Source organism: Rhodococcus sp. ACS1, assembly GCF_002300155.1.
GTDB classification, from domain to species: Bacteria; Actinomycetota; Actinomycetes; order Mycobacteriales; family Mycobacteriaceae; genus Rhodococcus_F; species Rhodococcus_F koreensis.
The window spans coordinates 437,796-452,500 of the sequence record NZ_NSDZ01000006.1 but is presented as its reverse complement, the minus strand read 5'-3'; the positions used below and the strand labels follow the sequence as shown (position 1 = coordinate 452,500).

Annotated in this window: 16 protein-coding genes and 3 pseudogenes; 14 read left to right on the top strand and 5 right to left on the bottom strand. The window is 65.4% G+C overall.

Features of this window, described 5'->3' with window-relative positions:
* Window positions 1-145: 145 nt before the first annotated feature.
* Window positions 146-349, bottom strand: coding sequence for a three-helix bundle dimerization domain-containing protein (locus tag CJ179_RS30625; protein ID WP_095863913.1), 204 nt, complete (start codon window positions 347-349; stop codon window positions 146-148).
* Window positions 350-461: 112 nt separating this feature from the next.
* Here CJ179_RS30625 and CJ179_RS30620 point away from each other — a divergent pair.
* Window positions 462-749, top strand: a pseudogene (locus CJ179_RS30620) (transporter substrate-binding domain-containing protein); the annotation flags it as partial.
* 518 nt (window positions 750-1,267) lie between these two features.
* Window positions 1,268-1,618: a hypothetical protein gene (locus CJ179_RS30610; protein ID WP_179377691.1), complete on the top strand. Its 351-nt coding sequence runs from the start codon at window positions 1,268-1,270 to the stop codon at window positions 1,616-1,618.
* Here the strand turns inward: CJ179_RS30610 and phoU are convergent, their stop codons facing one another.
* Both phoU and CJ179_RS30595 read right to left on the bottom strand, forming a co-directional pair.
* Window positions 1,619-2,266 (bottom strand): phosphate signaling complex protein PhoU, encoded by a 648-nt coding sequence (gene phoU, locus CJ179_RS30605; RefSeq protein ID WP_095863911.1) that lies wholly within the window; start codon window positions 2,264-2,266, stop codon window positions 1,619-1,621. It abuts the gene before it with no gap.
* Window positions 2,267-2,996: 730 nt separating this feature from the next.
* Window positions 2,997-3,344, bottom strand: a complete 348-nt coding sequence (locus CJ179_RS30595; RefSeq protein ID WP_095863910.1) for a three-helix bundle dimerization domain-containing protein — start codon at window positions 3,342-3,344, stop codon at window positions 2,997-2,999.
* A 708-nt stretch (window positions 3,345-4,052) separates the two neighbouring features.
* On the opposite strand from CJ179_RS30595, the gene CJ179_RS30590 reads away from it, so the two are divergent.
* The 3 genes and pseudogenes from CJ179_RS30590 (at window position 4,053) to CJ179_RS30580 (ending at window position 6,556) form a co-directional block, all read left to right on the top strand.
* The gene (locus CJ179_RS30590; protein ID WP_095863909.1) at window positions 4,053-5,483 is read left to right on the top strand and encodes a DUF2252 domain-containing protein; all 1,431 of its coding nucleotides are present in this window, start codon (window positions 4,053-4,055) and stop codon (window positions 5,481-5,483) included.
* Window positions 5,484-5,534: 51 nt separating this feature from the next.
* Window positions 5,535-5,795 (top strand): annotated as a pseudogene (locus CJ179_RS30585) (diacylglycerol kinase); the annotation flags it as partial.
* 452 nt (window positions 5,796-6,247) lie between these two features.
* Window positions 6,248-6,556, top strand: a complete 309-nt coding sequence (locus CJ179_RS30580; protein WP_095863908.1) for a hypothetical protein — start codon at window positions 6,248-6,250, stop codon at window positions 6,554-6,556.
* Window positions 6,557-6,710: 154 nt separating this feature from the next.
* Here CJ179_RS30580 and CJ179_RS30575 read toward each other — a convergent pair whose 3' ends face one another.
* On the bottom strand, window positions 6,711-7,361 hold the full coding sequence (locus tag CJ179_RS30575; protein WP_095863907.1) for an endonuclease/exonuclease/phosphatase family protein: 651 nt from the start codon (window positions 7,359-7,361) through the stop codon (window positions 6,711-6,713).
* Window positions 7,362-7,419: 58 nt separating this feature from the next.
* On the opposite strand from CJ179_RS30575, the gene CJ179_RS30570 reads away from it, so the two are divergent.
* The 7 genes from CJ179_RS30570 to CJ179_RS30535 all read left to right on the top strand — a co-directional run bounded on the left by CJ179_RS30570 (window position 7,420) and on the right by CJ179_RS30535 (window position 12,260).
* Entirely contained in the window at window positions 7,420-7,677 is a 258-nt protein-coding gene (locus CJ179_RS30570) for a hypothetical protein (protein WP_218834844.1), read from the top strand.
* A gap of 253 nt (window positions 7,678-7,930) precedes the next feature.
* A complete protein-coding gene (locus tag CJ179_RS30565; RefSeq protein ID WP_095863905.1) occupies window positions 7,931-8,143 on the top strand; it encodes a molybdopterin-binding protein in 213 nt (70 codons plus the stop codon).
* Between the two features lie 528 nt (window positions 8,144-8,671).
* Window positions 8,672-8,995 carry a transposase gene (locus tag CJ179_RS30560; protein ID WP_072951788.1) on the top strand — a complete coding sequence of 108 codons (324 nt, stop codon included), beginning with the start codon at window positions 8,672-8,674 and terminating at the stop codon, window positions 8,993-8,995.
* Window positions 8,995-9,912, top strand: a complete 918-nt coding sequence (locus CJ179_RS30555) for an IS3 family transposase (protein ID WP_095860366.1) — start codon at window positions 8,995-8,997, stop codon at window positions 9,910-9,912. The genes CJ179_RS30560 and CJ179_RS30555 overlap by 1 nt, the downstream gene beginning before the upstream one ends.
* Window positions 9,913-10,014: 102 nt before the next feature.
* Window positions 10,015-10,473, top strand: a complete 459-nt coding sequence (locus CJ179_RS30550) for an SRPBCC family protein (RefSeq protein ID WP_095863904.1) — start codon at window positions 10,015-10,017, stop codon at window positions 10,471-10,473.
* A gap of 65 nt (window positions 10,474-10,538) precedes the next feature.
* Window positions 10,539-11,078 (top strand): hypothetical protein, encoded by a 540-nt coding sequence (locus CJ179_RS30545; protein WP_143548925.1) that lies wholly within the window; start codon window positions 10,539-10,541, stop codon window positions 11,076-11,078.
* A 299-nt stretch (window positions 11,079-11,377) separates the two neighbouring features.
* Window positions 11,378-12,260 (top strand): IS5 family transposase gene (locus CJ179_RS30535; protein ID WP_257015854.1). Its coding sequence is split into 2 segments (ribosomal slippage): window positions 11,378-11,728 and window positions 11,730-12,260, totalling 882 coding nucleotides; the frame shifts between segments, so codons are not numbered across the junction.
* A gap of 314 nt (window positions 12,261-12,574) precedes the next feature.
* Here CJ179_RS30535 and CJ179_RS54095 read toward each other — a convergent pair.
* Window positions 12,575-12,929, bottom strand: a pseudogene (locus tag CJ179_RS54095) (helix-turn-helix domain-containing protein); the annotation flags it as partial.
* Window positions 12,930-13,481: 552 nt separating this feature from the next.
* Here CJ179_RS54095 and CJ179_RS30525 point away from each other — a divergent pair.
* Window positions 13,482-13,787: a hypothetical protein gene (locus CJ179_RS30525; RefSeq protein ID WP_095863900.1), complete on the top strand. Its 306-nt coding sequence runs from the start codon at window positions 13,482-13,484 to the stop codon at window positions 13,785-13,787.
* Between the two features lie 453 nt (window positions 13,788-14,240).
* Window positions 14,241-14,693 carry a histidine phosphatase family protein gene (locus tag CJ179_RS30515; RefSeq protein ID WP_095863898.1) on the top strand — a complete coding sequence of 151 codons (453 nt, stop codon included), beginning with the start codon at window positions 14,241-14,243 and terminating at the stop codon, window positions 14,691-14,693.
* The last annotated feature ends 12 nt before the right edge of the window (window positions 14,694-14,705 follow it).

The following is a 14,705-nucleotide window of genomic DNA, read 5'->3' as shown; positions in this document are numbered from 1 at the left end:
ACAACGGAACCCGCCATCCGGGCCAGGCAGGGTGGCGGGTTCCTCGCACGGCCCCGCAGGGCCGGTGGCAGTGACCGGTAACCGGTTTCCGGGTGGTCAGTCGAGAGCTGATGCGTCGCGGGTCCTCCGCCATCACGTCAAAAAGTCATGCCGCGAGCAACGAGCCGAGCTTCACCGTCGCCGCACGCTCGACGAGCAACGGAACGAAATCCCGAATCGGGCATCCCGAAAACTGGGCGACCGCCTCGCCCACCGCGGTCCCGACCGCCTCCCGCGATGCGGCCGGGAACTTGTTCAGCAACCGTACCGCGACCTGCGACAGCTGGCGCACTTCCTCCGCAGTGTTCATACCCCAAAGCCTGCGCTCTCGATCTCGGCGGCTGCGTGTCCCGAGCGGAAACGGGGATTGAACAGACCATGAACACCCAGGCGGGGGTCATTCGCCGGTACGGTTCCGGGCTGACTGCCTGGTCGTCCTCCCACAGCGTCAGGCCGACGCCGCCAGCAGCGACGACACCATTCTCGAGGGCCTCGCCGCCCAGGACTCGACCTTCGAGATCGGCGGTCCCGCACTGGAATTCGAGCCGTACGGCGTCGGCATCAACAAGACCAACACCGATCTGGTGCACCGGGTCAACGGCACCCTCGAGCGGATGCGCACCGACGGGACGTGGACGACCCTCTACCGACGTTGGCTGACCGCCCTCGGCCCGCCCCCCGATCCACCCGCCCCGACCTACCGGGACTGAAGTGCCCCCATTCCGGGAGCAACCCAGCCGCCGAGGACGAAGACACCGCCCACGACGCAACGCTGCTCGACCATCGCAGTATCGATGGCGGTCGGGTCGTCCGCCCCGAGAAGTCACGACGACCTCACTTCCCGGAAACGCGGTGGTTGCTCCACGCCGCATACGATGGTGACGCACCCAGCACATCAACCGGATGGTCACCCGCTGATGACGACTCCCTCGCCCCGACACCCACTCGCTGAGCCCATCCCGAACCCTCGCCCGGACAGGCACCCGTCCACGACCGACCTCACCGGCGTGTCGAGGACGTCACCGGTGGGCGGCCGCTTCCCCGCCCTGGCGCCGAGAACGATCCCCGCGTCCCGTGACGGGCCGCGCGCGGCACCGACCACCCCACCGGCCCACCACATCCGCGACCCGCACGGCCGCGGTGCGTGCGCGCTACCGGATCGGGCGGGTGAGCGTGGCCGGGCTCGTGACCGTGTCGGCGGGGGTGCTCTGCCTGGCGTTTGGGTGCGGTGTCCGGGGCCGCGCTGGTGTTCGGGATCGGTGCCCTGACCGCGCCGGCGATGATCCTGATCGCGGTGACCACCAACGGATTCCTCACCGCCGGTGCGGTATTGATCACCGGCGCCCCCCACCTCGACCACAGCGATCGGCGGCGGTTCAATGGTCCCCGCCGCCGCGCTCCGATGCCCACACCCATCGACGACAGCAGGCAAACCATGACCGACATACCGGTCGAGTACCCCGCGCGATTCAACACCACCGAATGGATCAAGGCCCACCTCGAGCGGATGGGCCAGGCCGACCCGGCCACCGGCGAAACCCGGCACGAGCCCGACCCGAGGACCCACCAGCCCGACTAGTCATTCGTCGGGAAGTTCTCCGGTGATCACGAAGATGACGCGGCGACTGATCTCGACGGTGTGATCGCAGAACCGTTCATAGAACCGACCGAGCAGCGTCATGTTCACCGCGGACGCGGCCCCGTACAGCCAGTCGTCGCCCTTGGTCGCGGCGAACAGCTTGCGGAGCAGCTCGTCGGTTCGCTCGTCCGCCCAGATCAAGTCCAACGCCGTCGCCTCGTCTCGGGTCCGCACGACCTCCCGGGCTGCCGCGGCCTGCGCCGTCGCCGCGACGCCCATGTCCGAGATGATGCCCCGCAGCTCGAAGGGAACGACCGGTACGGGGTGGTGCAGCCGCGCCACCTCGGCGATGTGCGCGGCCAGGCTGCCCATCCGCCGCAGGTCTGCAATGTTGTGTATCCCGCTGATCAACGCCCGCAGATCCTGCGCCACCGGTTGCTGACGGGCAATCATGGTGAGCGCGCGATAATCGAGCTCCCGGCCCCGGGTGTCGATGTCTGCACACACCTCTGCGGCCCGGTCGGCCGCGTCGCGGTCGGTATCGAGCAGGGCGCGCGTGGCACAATCGATCGCAACCTCCGTCAGGGCACACAGCTCGACGAGGTCACTTCTGATCTCCTCGAGCTGTTCGTCGAATTGTTCCCGCATCGTCCCGGATTCCCTCTCGCTCTGGATTACCCGGCTGTCCGAGACACTCGGGCTCGGCGGCACGCTGCCTGGGAATACCCGCTCCCGAGGAAAACAGTCCTTCACTGATCGACGTCTGTTCATTGGACGTCGTCGATTTGGCACCCGCGATGGACTCGGGGCCGAGTGCTTCGATCGCCACCTGGTGCTCCCAGTACACCTCTGATCGTCCGCGCGACACTCCCGGACCCCTGAGCCCGCCTCTTGTTCCTTTTGTAACGGACCAGAACCCCCTTGTCAGGGGCAGCCCGCAGTGCTCCCTGCCTCATGGCAGAGCCACGCCCTTGTCCGGAGCCGGGTTCGTCCCCCTACAGGAGCCCAGGTCGGACAATCCGCCACCCGCGGCCCCGCGAACGTGGTGGCGGCTAAGCAACCGGCGAGCCTCCTCCATGCAAGGATGACAGCCGCGTCCGACCATCCGAACAGCAGCGCACCAGGCCGATTCACGGTCGGCTCGAAGGTGTGGTTCCGCGGCGGTGCCGGCGGCAACCAGATCGCCCGGCTGCCCGGCACGGTCGTCGAGGACTACGGCGACGAGGTCGCCGCCAATGCGCACCTGGGCCGGGACTGGGCGCCCGTTCGGCGCGTTGGACGAGGGGCGGCTCGACTTCAGCGACGGACACGACCTCGAGGACCGGTGATCCGGATCGGACTATCAGGTCCGAGCCGAGCCGAGCCGAGCCGGGAACGCCTACTCCGTGGCCGCCGCGGCGATCGGCATTCGGGTGTCCGGGTACCAGCCTCGCAGCCAGCCCGCCCACGACCTGCGGCGCGCGATCACCTCGGAACTCATCACCTCGGAACCGGCCTTCGGCGCCGCCTCGGGCTCGACGGGTACGACGGGGACGAGCCCCTGAAGTTTCTCTCGGGCGAGCCGCTCGACCAGAAGCGGAACGAAGTCCCGCACCTTCCCGGTCGCGAAGTGCTCGTGCGCCGAACGCACCACCTGTTCGATGCTCTCCCGGGGCAGGTCCGGGAAGCGCGAATCGAGGCGGTCTATGACTTGGTCGATGTGCAGCAACTCTTCATCGTGCGTCATGTAGAAAATCCTCCGCCGCGCCCACAGGCGGGGTCAACGAGCGGATCGAAGACCTCGACGATCCTCGTCGCGGTGCGCCTCGCACACGTGCGCGAATCGACCGAAACGCCGGTACAGAGCAGCAACCGCGACGAGCAATGCATCAGGACAGCCGTCTCATTTCCTTCGAATCCAAGACACTGCTTCTCGATTCATACCGGAGGCAGTGTGCGACCCCCAACCAGCACAGACGGGCACTCTTACCGGTCCGGCGATTGAAGGAATCTGCTGTCAGCGGTCTCCAGTGCAACGACGTGTGCGCCGGTTGAAGCTCTGACGTGCAAGCACGAATGGAAGCCAACGAGTGGGATCAGGCGACGGTGAGCAAGCGGGCGCACCTGAACCCGTCGACCGTGTCGAGGTGGTTCACCTCGGGTGCGGACCGCAGTAATGCAAAACATCCGCGCAGTAGCCGAAGCCTTCGGCCCCCCAGTAGTAGAGGGGATGATGGCCGCCTAGACACTCACAGAGGTGGAGCTACAGGTGAAGATCGTGGCCTCGCTGCAACGAATGTAGGTTCTTCATCGCCTGCAGCTCGTGCAGGGGCGAGGTCCGAGGCCACCGATTTCCAGCAGCGGGCGCGCCGGTCGCGCAAGATGGTGGGGCCGGTTCGATGTAGGCCGTGGTCACCCCTGATCCGCGGACGAAGACCACCCGAGGGATCACGCCATGACAGAACGAGACCCATTCCCCGATCCATCACCCGCCGGTGCGGGCGACCAGCCGACCCGGGCGGCACGGATCGAACACGGCGAAACGGTTCGGCGCCGAATCCCGTTCGACGCCATCGCCGAACACGCTCCGCACCGCGACCGCGACCCGGTCGGCCTGCTCGAGTCCCAGGGGGCCACCCGGGTCCCCGACCTCGTCCCCATCCGGTACGGGCGGATGGCCGAGTCACCGTTCGCGTTCTACCGCGGCGCGGCGCTGGTGATGGCCGACGACTTCTCCCACGCCTCGGCCACCGGCCTGCACACCCAATTGTGCGGGGACGCCCATCTGAGCAACTTCGGACTCTTCGCCACGCCCGAGCGCACACTCGCGTTCGATGTCAACGATTTCGACGAAACCTATCCCGGCCCGTTCGAATGGGACGTCAAACGACTCGTCGCGAGTCTCGCCGTCGCCGGGCGCGACAACGGGTTCAGCCGGAAACAGCGCAAACCGATTACCCGTGCCTGCGCGGCCGAATACCGCGAAACCATGACCTACCAGGCCGAGCGTGGCGAGCTCGCGGTCTGGTATTCCCATATCGACGCCGCCGCGCAGTTAGACGAGCTCCGCGACGTTCTGGACTCCTCGACCCGCAAACGCGTCCGCAAGACGATCGACAAATCCCGCGGCCGCGACAGCCTGCAGGCACTGTCCAAACTCACCACCCTGGTGGACGGGCAGCCGCGCATAGTGAGCACGCCCCCACTGATCGTGCCGATCGAGGAGATCTTCACCGGCACCGAAGCCGAACAACTCGACCAGGAGCTGATCCGGCGAATGCGCGACTACCGCGACACCCTGCAACCCGCCCGCCGTCTCCTGTTCGATCGATTCGAGTACGTCCAAACGGCACGGAAGGTCGTCGGGGTGGGCAGCGTCGGCACCCGGGCCTGGATCGTCCTGCTCCGCGGCCCCGGCGGCGACCCCCTGTTCTTGCAGGCCAAGGAGGCACAACCGTCGGTCCTCGAAAAGTACGTCGACGGCCCGGCATTCACGAATCACGGCGAACGCGTCGTGACCGGGCAACGGCTGATGCAAGCCGCGAGCGACATCCTTCTCGGCTGGCAACACGGACCCGACGCCGACGGCGCGGTGCGGGACTACTACATCCGCCAACTCCGCGACGGCAAGGGCTCGGCCGTCATCGAGACCATGAATCCCGACACCATGGCCCTCTACGGACGGTTGTGTGCCCGGGTACTCGCGTATGCGCACGCCCGCGCCGGTGACCGGTTCGCGATCGCGGGGTACCTCGGTTCGGACGATGACTTCGACAAGGCGCTGGCCGCATTCGCCGAGACCTACGCCGACCAGAACGAACGCGATCACGCCGCGTTGCGGCAGGCGATCGACGCCGGCCGGATCACCGCGCACCCGGGGACATGACGATGAGCGACAACCGATCCGCCGCCCCGACACCGCGACACGAGCCCGCCGCTCGCGGTGCCCTGCGCCCGCACCGCCCCGCGCGGACGAACCTCGGACACCGCCGTCCGTGAGGTTCCCGCTCCACCGGCGTGGCGTCCGGTGCTGATCATGAACCCGCACTCCGGTGGTGGCAAGGTCGCGAAATTCGACCTGTACCGCAAGTCCGAGGAATTCGGCGCCGAGGTGGTCCTGCTCGAAGGCCCGGGCACCGTCGATGTCACGGAGCTGGCCCGGCAGGCGGTCGACCGCGGAACCGAACTGCTGGGCGTGCCACGGAGCGCCATTTCACGGAGAATGCACCGTGTGGACATCCCGCGTCCATCTCGGTGTTCGACGCTGACACCGGACACCACGCACATGTCCCCGGCGACGATGACCGTGGCCGGGAACCGACCATTCACCACGAGGCAGGAGCACCGCCATGTCGCCGCCCACCGACGTCCCCGGCAATGTCGGGCTTGCCTGGGCCCAGACCCCGCGGCACCTCCGGTGCTCCTAGCCACACCCCAGCCCGCCGCGTCCCCTCATCCGCGGCACCACCGTTCCCCGTCTCCCCGCCCGGAGGTGGGGAACAGTGGTGTCCGCACCCCATCCCCCGGTACGCCGATCGCAACCGCCGTCCGGGAAGCGGTCACCCACTTCGCGGACACCCGGATCGACGAGTCCGTCGCGCTGCTCGTCGAACACAGGGCGACCGCGCTGCTCGCCGCCACAATCGGACCATGACCCCCGAACCAACGGCGAACGACCAAAAGCGTTCGCAGCCATGCGGATTCCTCGGCCAACTCGAACCGGAGATCGAGGCCCTCGCACACTGCGTCGACAGGGCCGAGGCGTTGATGCAACGCATCCAACGAACCCACGAACTTCGCGCGGAGCGGCTATCCGCCGAGACCGCGGCCCTGCGCGGCGGGCTGTACACCGAGGCCGCAGCCCTACGCCGTGAGCTATACCAGGTGCGCCGACTCGTCGAGGCGATCGCGTTTCGGTTCCCGACGGTGATCCTCCGCAACGTCTCCGCACTCGACTGACCACACCGGGGTCCGCACCCCCTCAGGCGCACGGTCTGCCAACATCCTGATGTGTGCGCCGCGGCAGTTTCAAAAAACGGCAGCTTCGACGGCGCCACCATGCCGAGCGACTGGACCCCCTCCACACGGGCCACGGCTAGGAAACTGAGCGCAATCAGCCGGTCTTGATGTCGACGTAGATCGCAGCATGATCGGGGGCCGCGTGGACCGGGGAAGTCATGGTCGGAAAGTGTTCGAACAGGGTGCCATGCTTTCCGCCCCACACGCCCTTGCGGAAGATCGCCCCGCTGGTCGCCCGGTCGAACAGCGCGGGTGAGAGCAGCACGTAGTCGATCTTGTTCCCGGCGGTGCCGTTGGCGTAGGTGCCGGGTCGGCCGCCGTCGTCGAAGCCGGCGACCTCGACCCCATCCCGCAGGTCGGTGTCGGCGAGCAGCGGCGCGAGGGGTTCGCTGTCGGGGGTGTCGTTGAGGTCGCCGGCGACGGCGACGAACTCCACCCCGTCGGAGCGGAGTTGTCGATAGATCTCGGCGATCCGCTCGGCCTGCAGTTGGCGCAGGGCGTTGTTGTCTGCGGGCCGCCCGTATCCCTTGCTCTTGAAGTGGTTGACCAGCACCGTCAACGACAATCCTGCCAGGGCGCTGTCCTCGGGGAAGGCGAAGGTGTACTCAGGGCAGGCGCGGCTGAAGATCCGGCGCCCGGTCGGTGCAAGGTCGTCGACGTGCGAGCGGATCCCCCGCAGCGGGTACGCCGCCTTCGACAAGATCCCGACGTCGATGCCGCGGTCGTCGTTTCCGTCGATCACCATCACGTGCGGATATACGGGATTGCGTTCCGGGTCGACGATCGCGGCCTCGGTGAAGCGTTTGAGCGATCCGGTCCTCGGCCTCGATCACGGCGGTGATGTCGGCGTTCACCTCGCGCAGCACCGCGTAGGCGGCGGTGTCGGATCGGTCGAGATCCAACGCGACCAGCAGGTCCAGGATCAGCTTCTTGTCACCGTCGGTGTAGGTGTACTGAGCGATCAGGGTCCCGAGGCAGGCGTGCGCGTCGAGGATCTCGCTCCCACAGCCTTTCGGCTCGCACGCCCGACGCAACCGCCGCGGGCGGCATGGTCGATGTAACGGGTTGCCTCACAGTTGGATTCGTGGGAACCAGCGATTGTCACCAAACATGTCCCCGGATGTACACGAACACGACGCCCGTAGGGTACGCACAATTTTCACCCGCGGTCACTGTCACCCATCCGCACAAGGGTCGTGGGTCCGTCGATCTGCACAGCGGTCGTGGTCGGGTGCGAGCGGCCTGCGAAGGCCGGTTCGTCGACCGATGACCGCGGCTATCGTCGGGGCTACGCGTCAAGAGAGGGAGCTCGCGATGCGTCTGTCCACCCGAAACCAACTCGCCGGAACGATCACCGAAGTCACCATCGGCAGCGTGATGGCCACGGTGAAGGTGCGACTCGACGGGGGCGACCAGATCGTCACCGCGTCGCTCACAAAGGAAGCTGTCGAGGAACTGGGCCTTCAGGCTGGAGTGGCGGCGACCGTGCTCGTGAAGTCCACCGAGGTGATGCTCGGCGTCGAATAGTTGTCGATCGGAGGACGCCCCTGCAACCTATTGGTTGGTCACCTAGCGTCTTTGACCGATCCCCTTCCGGCGTCTCACCAGTTAGGTATCCCAGTAACGACCGTTACGGGAGCTGGCCTTATGAGATCCCACAAGGGTGCCCTTCGGAAAGAGCCGGACCGGGCGAATCGATTCGAATGCAATCAATACTGGTATTGCTTGCATTGCAGATGCCGGTATCTGGGGATGCGCGGGGTCGATCATCTCGACGTGGAAGGACCGGATGTCTCAAGTGCGAGCAAGCTTTCAGGCGATGGCTGTAGTTGCCTCACTAGGCGTCGTGGTGCCTCAGTACTGGCCGGTACTTGCGAGGCACCTTTCGTCTACACCGTCTGCCAGCGCTTTGTCGTGCTAACCATCAGTGACAGCGACGCTGGCACGAGAGGACCATTAAACGGGCCGGTCTCTATTCTTCTGACCATGTGAGGTTCCCCCCGGAAAGTGGACACCGACTTGGCGGGACACCGGTCCCGCTGGAAGGATGTCCGTATGCCCCCTCGCAAGCGTCGGTCGTTCACGACCGAGTACAAGGTCGAGGCTGCCCACCGGGTGATCGACTCCGGTCGCACCATCGCAGAGGTCGCCCGAGAACTCGGCCTCAACGAGAGTCTGTTGGGTGAATGGGTCAAACTTGAGCGGCGCAGAATCGCCGCCGCAGAGTCCCACGGAGAGAAGCCTTTGGACGCGGCCGAACACGCCGAGCTACTCCGATTGCGAAGGCAGGTAAGCGAACTCGAGAAGGACAACGCTTTCCTGGTAAAAGCTTCGGCGTACTTTGCCGCGATGCAGAAGAACCGACCCGGTTCGATCTGATGGCCAAGTACGCCGGCCCCGACAACATCGAAGAGACCGCCGGCACCGCCGCGCCGGAAGGTGAACGGTTCTCGATCCTGCGGATGGCGAGACTGCTGGAGGTGTCCACATCGGGCTACTACCAGTACGTCAAGCGCAGAGTCGCCACGGTGTTGACGCCGAGGCAACAGCGTCGCGCCGACCTCGAAGTCAAGATCGTCGAGATCCACCGGGAATCGAAGGGTACCTACGGGTCGCCGCGGGTCACGGCCGAGTTGCGGGCGCGTGGTGAGGTGGTGAACGCCAAGACCGTGGCCAAGATCATGGCCTCGCTCGGTGTGGAGGGCATCAGCCCGCGCACGTTCAAGGTCAAGACCACGGTGGTCGATCCGCAGGCGTCGTTCCCGCCGGATCTGATCGAGCGGCACTTCGATCGGGGCCGGCTCGATGCGGTCTGGTTTACCGACATCACCTACCTCACGTGCGGTGAGGGGGACATGTTCTTGTGTGCGATCCGGGACGGTCATTCACGGAAGGTGTTGGGATACAGCATTGCTAATCACATCAGCGCCGAGATGGTCACCACCGCCATCGATCGAGCCGTGGCCACGCGCGGTGGGCGGTGTCGCGAGACGATCCTGCATTCGGACCGGGGTGGGGAATACACTGCCCACCTGACCGCGGCGTCGTGTGTGCAGCACGGGTTGCGTCGGTCGATGGGTGCGACCGGGATTTGTTGGGACAACAGTCCATCCGAATCGTTTTGGTCGATCTTCAAGCATGAAGAATACTATCGGCACGTCTATGCAACGAAGGCTGATCTCGTTGCTGGCGTTGACAACTGGATTGTCTTCTACAACACTGTTCGACGGAACTCTACGGTGGGGATGCACAGTCCCGACAGCTACGAGAAGTTGCTTCAGGTGGGAGTCGCCTGAGGCACGCAACCCCCTTGTCCACCGTTCGGGGGGAACCTCAATGCACCGATTGGGAGCGTGAAGAGGGCCGGTCACGGCCCGATCCAGTCACCACCAAAAGGGATGATCACCATGCCGGTTACCGAACAGTCCGTCGTCATTGCCCGCCCTGCGTCGGAAGTATGGGACTTTCTCACCGATGCGGCGAACTGGCCGTCGTGGGAGGCGTCGATAGTCGAATGCGAGCAGGTCACCGACGGGGAGCTCGGGGTGGGCACCCGGTGGCGCGGGGTGAACCGAGTCCTCGGTAAGCGGATCGACTGGGAGACCGAATTCGTCGAGTACCAGCCCGGGAAGGTGGCCACGTCCAAGTCGGTGGAAGGGGACAAGATCGGTGTCACCGCGACGACGCGGATCGAGGAGGTCGACGGCGGCACCCTGTTCACCTATCGGGTCGACACCGAAAGCGGTCTCGGTGGAGTCTTCGGCAAGCTGGCGGACCCACTCGTCACGAAGGCGTACTCCCGCATGATGCGGGCGAGTCTGGACAACCTCGCCGACCTTCTTACCACCGACAGCTGACGCCCGTCTCGATCCACGCTATGTACCTCTCACGTTCGGTGTCTCACCGATTGGCGTCTCGGTTAATGACCGATATCTTCAGTCGGTCTCATCCGATCTTCGATGTAGATCAATATGCTTTCAGCGATGGATGCTGCGTGGCGGGACAGGTAACGGTCTGCGCGTCCCATGACGCAGGCGGTGGGGCCAATACAGGTGAAGCGAGCGCATGGCGCGACGAACTCTGCGACAAACTCAGGCTGCGGTACCTCATCTTGGAACAGTGTCAAGAATTCCTAGTGCTGTGGGAGAGGATCAAAATGGCCGATACGAAGAGCGTATGGGTGAAGTTCGATGATTTGTCATCCGACATTCGGGACGAGGAGTGGAGCCTCTACCAGGGTGAGGCAAAGAGCGATTCCGAATATTTTGGACGGCTACTTCGGAACCCGCTGCCCATCCTCATGGAGGAGCTTGAAGGAGTTGAGTCCGACTGGCATGTCATCACCAATTTAATTAATCACCACGTCTCGTTCGAGGGTGACGCAGTAGCCCGGACCGCCATGGTGATGCCAGAAGAAAAGACTGTCGTTCTGACCTTCTACAAGCACCGTCCCAACACATAGATGTCGAACGCTGGTTGCCCGCCGTGATGGCGGTCCTGATCAGCACCCCGGCGTCAGCCAGTTCCGTGCCCGGTCGGCCCGCTCGGCTGGCGCAATTCCTCGGTTCCGCAGGCCTCGGTAACTCAGGGAAGGACGGCGAGCCGGGCTTGCAGCCAGTCGAGGTGCTCGTCGCAGAGGGTATCGGCGAGCTGAGAATCCATGGCGTGCAGGTGTGATCGGGCGTGGTACAGGTCCACGACCGATCACCGCTAGGGCGTGTCTCCCAATGATTTGGGGTGTTGTGCTGCAGACTCTTCGCTGTGGCAGACGTTGTTAATCGGTTTGAGGTGTTGACGGACAAGCAGTGGGAGTTGCTTGTGCTGCTGTTGCCCAGTTCGGATGGGCTGCGGGGGCGGAAGTTCCAGAACAGCCGACTCGTGGTGGAGGGGATGCTCTACCGGCTGCGTACCAGGCTCCCGTGGCGGGATCTACCTGCGCATTTCGGCCCCTGGAAGACAGTATGGAAACGGCACCGACGCTACGCCGGGGATGGAACGTGGGATCGGGTGCTCATAGCCCTGGCCGCGATGGCCGATGCCGGTGGCGACCTGGATTGGGCGGTGTCGGTGGATTCCACCGTGGTGCGGGTGCACCAGCACGGTGCCAACGCCGCGCGTGACACAGGGGGAACTACCGAATTACACGAATCTGCTTGACGAACCGGTCGATCACGGCATCGGCCGGTCCCGCGGCGGGTTGACCTGCAAAGTTCACCTGGCGTGCGATGGCGACGGACGTCCCTTGTCGGTGCTGGTGGGTCCTGGCCAGGCCGGCGACAGCCCGATGTTCGGCCCGCTCCTGGAGGGCATCTGCGTGCCGCGCATCGGTGGTGGCGCACCCGGTACGCGCCCGGACGAGGTCCGTGCCGACAAGGCGTACACATCCAAGGCCAATCGAGAACTGCTACGCAGCAAGGGCGTCAAGGCGGTCATTCCCGAGAAGTCCGATCAGGTGGCCAACCGCAAGAACAAGGGCAGCGCGGGCGGGCGTCCACCAAACTTCGATGCCGAGTCGTACAAGGGCCGCAACGTGGTGGAAAGGGCCTTCAACAAGGCAAAACAGTGGCGAGCGGTGGCAACCCGGTATGACAAGCTTGCCCTGACTTACCGGGCTGGATTCCTCCTCGCCGGCATCGTCGAATGACTCAAACTATTGGGAGACATGCCCTAGTGCGCGTCGAAGACAGCCTTGCTGCCTTCGGGTCGGGCAACGGTCTGCGAGGCTAGCGGATCCCGCCACGTCCATCGTCATTTCTGTCGATCCACACGGCCAGCGCGAACCCGGGTCGACCAGTGAGCCGAATTTGGGTGCTCGAGCTGTGATCACCCGGTGGGCCCGACCGTAGTTTCCAGCGTAAAAACAACGATTGAGCCGAGTTGAGGCAATCAGGTCGAAACCCGTTGGGAGAGCGTGACGAAGCTAGTAGGCATCGTGTGAACACCGGCCACAGCTCGGAGTCAATCTGTCGCGGACGGCTCGACTCCCGCGCGTCGGATGGCGCGGTAGACGGTGGATCGGGCGACGTTGAACAGTTCGGCTAGTTCGGTGGTGGTGTGCCGGCCAGCGCGGTGCAGCTCGACGAGGTGGGGTTCCTGGTGCGGGCTGAGCTTGGGTTTCTTGCCGCGGAGCCGACCTTTGGCTTTCGCGACGGCCATCCCTTCTCGGGTGCGAGCCCTGGCCGGGTCGGCTCGAACTCCGCGATCACGGCAGCGTCGTGAACAACAGCCGTCCGATCGGATCGGTGGGGTCGTAGACAGATCCACCGATGTTGAGCTTGACTGTCCGGCCGGTGCGCTCATCGGCGATTGGTCGGCGTACCCAGAGGCGCTCAAGTGCGCAGACCTCGATCACTCGGATCGGGCGGGACCGTTCGCCGGCGGGACGACGACGCGAACGGTGAGCGAACGCCGGATTCCTAGAGTGTGAATCCCCAGGCGTGCTCCGCGTCGGAGCTGCCGACTCGAGCTTGCCGAGCGATTGCCTTACGAAAAGCGGTTTGAGACACCATCAGTCCCACGTTGGGACGTTGCAGGAAGCGGAACCGAGACGATGAGCAGCCCTGAAGAATGCAGAATCACCCAGAACTGCGCACCGGGCGGTCACTATGACACGACGTTGAGCAGTGCCGTCACAAGAGCACGCATCGCCCGCACGGTCGCAGCGAACGAGGGAATCTCCACGCACCAACTCGTGGCCCTCCTCGACGTGACGGAATGGCCGATGCAGCAGCTCCACAGCTACGCGCTGGCAGCAGGAGCCCGGGCTGACAGCGAAGGTCGTTGGTGGCCCCGGCCGACGAATGGGCCGCCGTTCGCTGACTCCTTCCCTGTCTAGGTCTAGATCCAAACGTCCGGCAAAGGATCGATGATCGGTCAGTTCATCTGGGGCCAGCAGCCGCGTGGACTCGCCTGGACAGACGACGATGTCGGCGGCGGTGTGGCTACCACCGCTCGGCGGATCGCGGTCCGGGTCCGGGGGATGCGCATGCCCGCTCGAGTTCGTCGAGGACCAAGTCGCCAGGTACTCGTACTCGTCGCCGAAGTCGTACCCGGGTTGTATGGCGTGCTGCGCGACGAACTCGGTGAGGTGGGGGTACTCGTCCGGCCGGAGTCGGCCCAGGATCGTCTCCGCCATCGAGGCGAGCTCCAGGAGAAACCCGCGGGCTGCTGACTACCAACACCGCGTCGTGGTGGCGCAACGTCCCGGGCGGGGATTGGCCCGCGACTCCAACAGAGCGGTGGCCCAACGATGACGTGCGTGCACTCCGCGCGCCGAGATTCTCGCCGCCGCGTGGCCGCCTACCAGTCGGACCCCATCGTCGGCGGCGAAGACGCCGTCGAGGATGTCCTCCTTGTGCGCCAGGTGCCGGTGCAGAGACATCGCCTCCACCCAGAGGGTGTCAGGACCCGGTTGCGGAGTGCAGGCGGGTGTCGCGCCCGCCTCTCCCGCGTGAGCGCCGGAGCCACGGTGGTGGCGCGGACGCGGCAGGGTCGACCGGCCCGGGCGCGCCGACCCTGAACCAGGCATCTCGACGGTCGGCGTCTGCTCGCTGCCCGACGACCGTCGGCACTATCCTGTCCGGCGGTGGCACAACGCCGGACCGATGTCCCCGGGAGGGCAACCATGTTCGTGCTGGTGCGTCACGCGGACGCCGTCGCCAAGAAGGCGTGGCAGGGCCCGGACGTGGTCCGCCCGCTCAGCCCCCTCGGCCACCAGCAGTCCGCTCATCTCGTCGATGCCCTCGCCGATGTCGCACTGTCCGCGTTGTTCTCGAGTCCCACCGTGCGCTGTCGGCAAACCCTGCAACCCCTGGCGGTGGCGCGTGGACTGCCGATCGTCGACGATTCGCGTCTGGTCAGGGACGCCCCGGTCGGTGCGCTGCTCTCCGCGCTCGGCCGGTGCGACGACGGGACTCTCTGGTGCACGCACGGGGAGGTGTTCGACCAACTGGCTGCGGCCGCGACCGCCCACAGTGCCGCGCGCTTTCTGCCGACCGGGAAGACCGCGAAGGGTGGTCTGTGGATCGTGCACCCTGACCGCGGTCCCCGCTATGTCGGGCCGAACCCTCGAACCTGACCGGCCGATTCG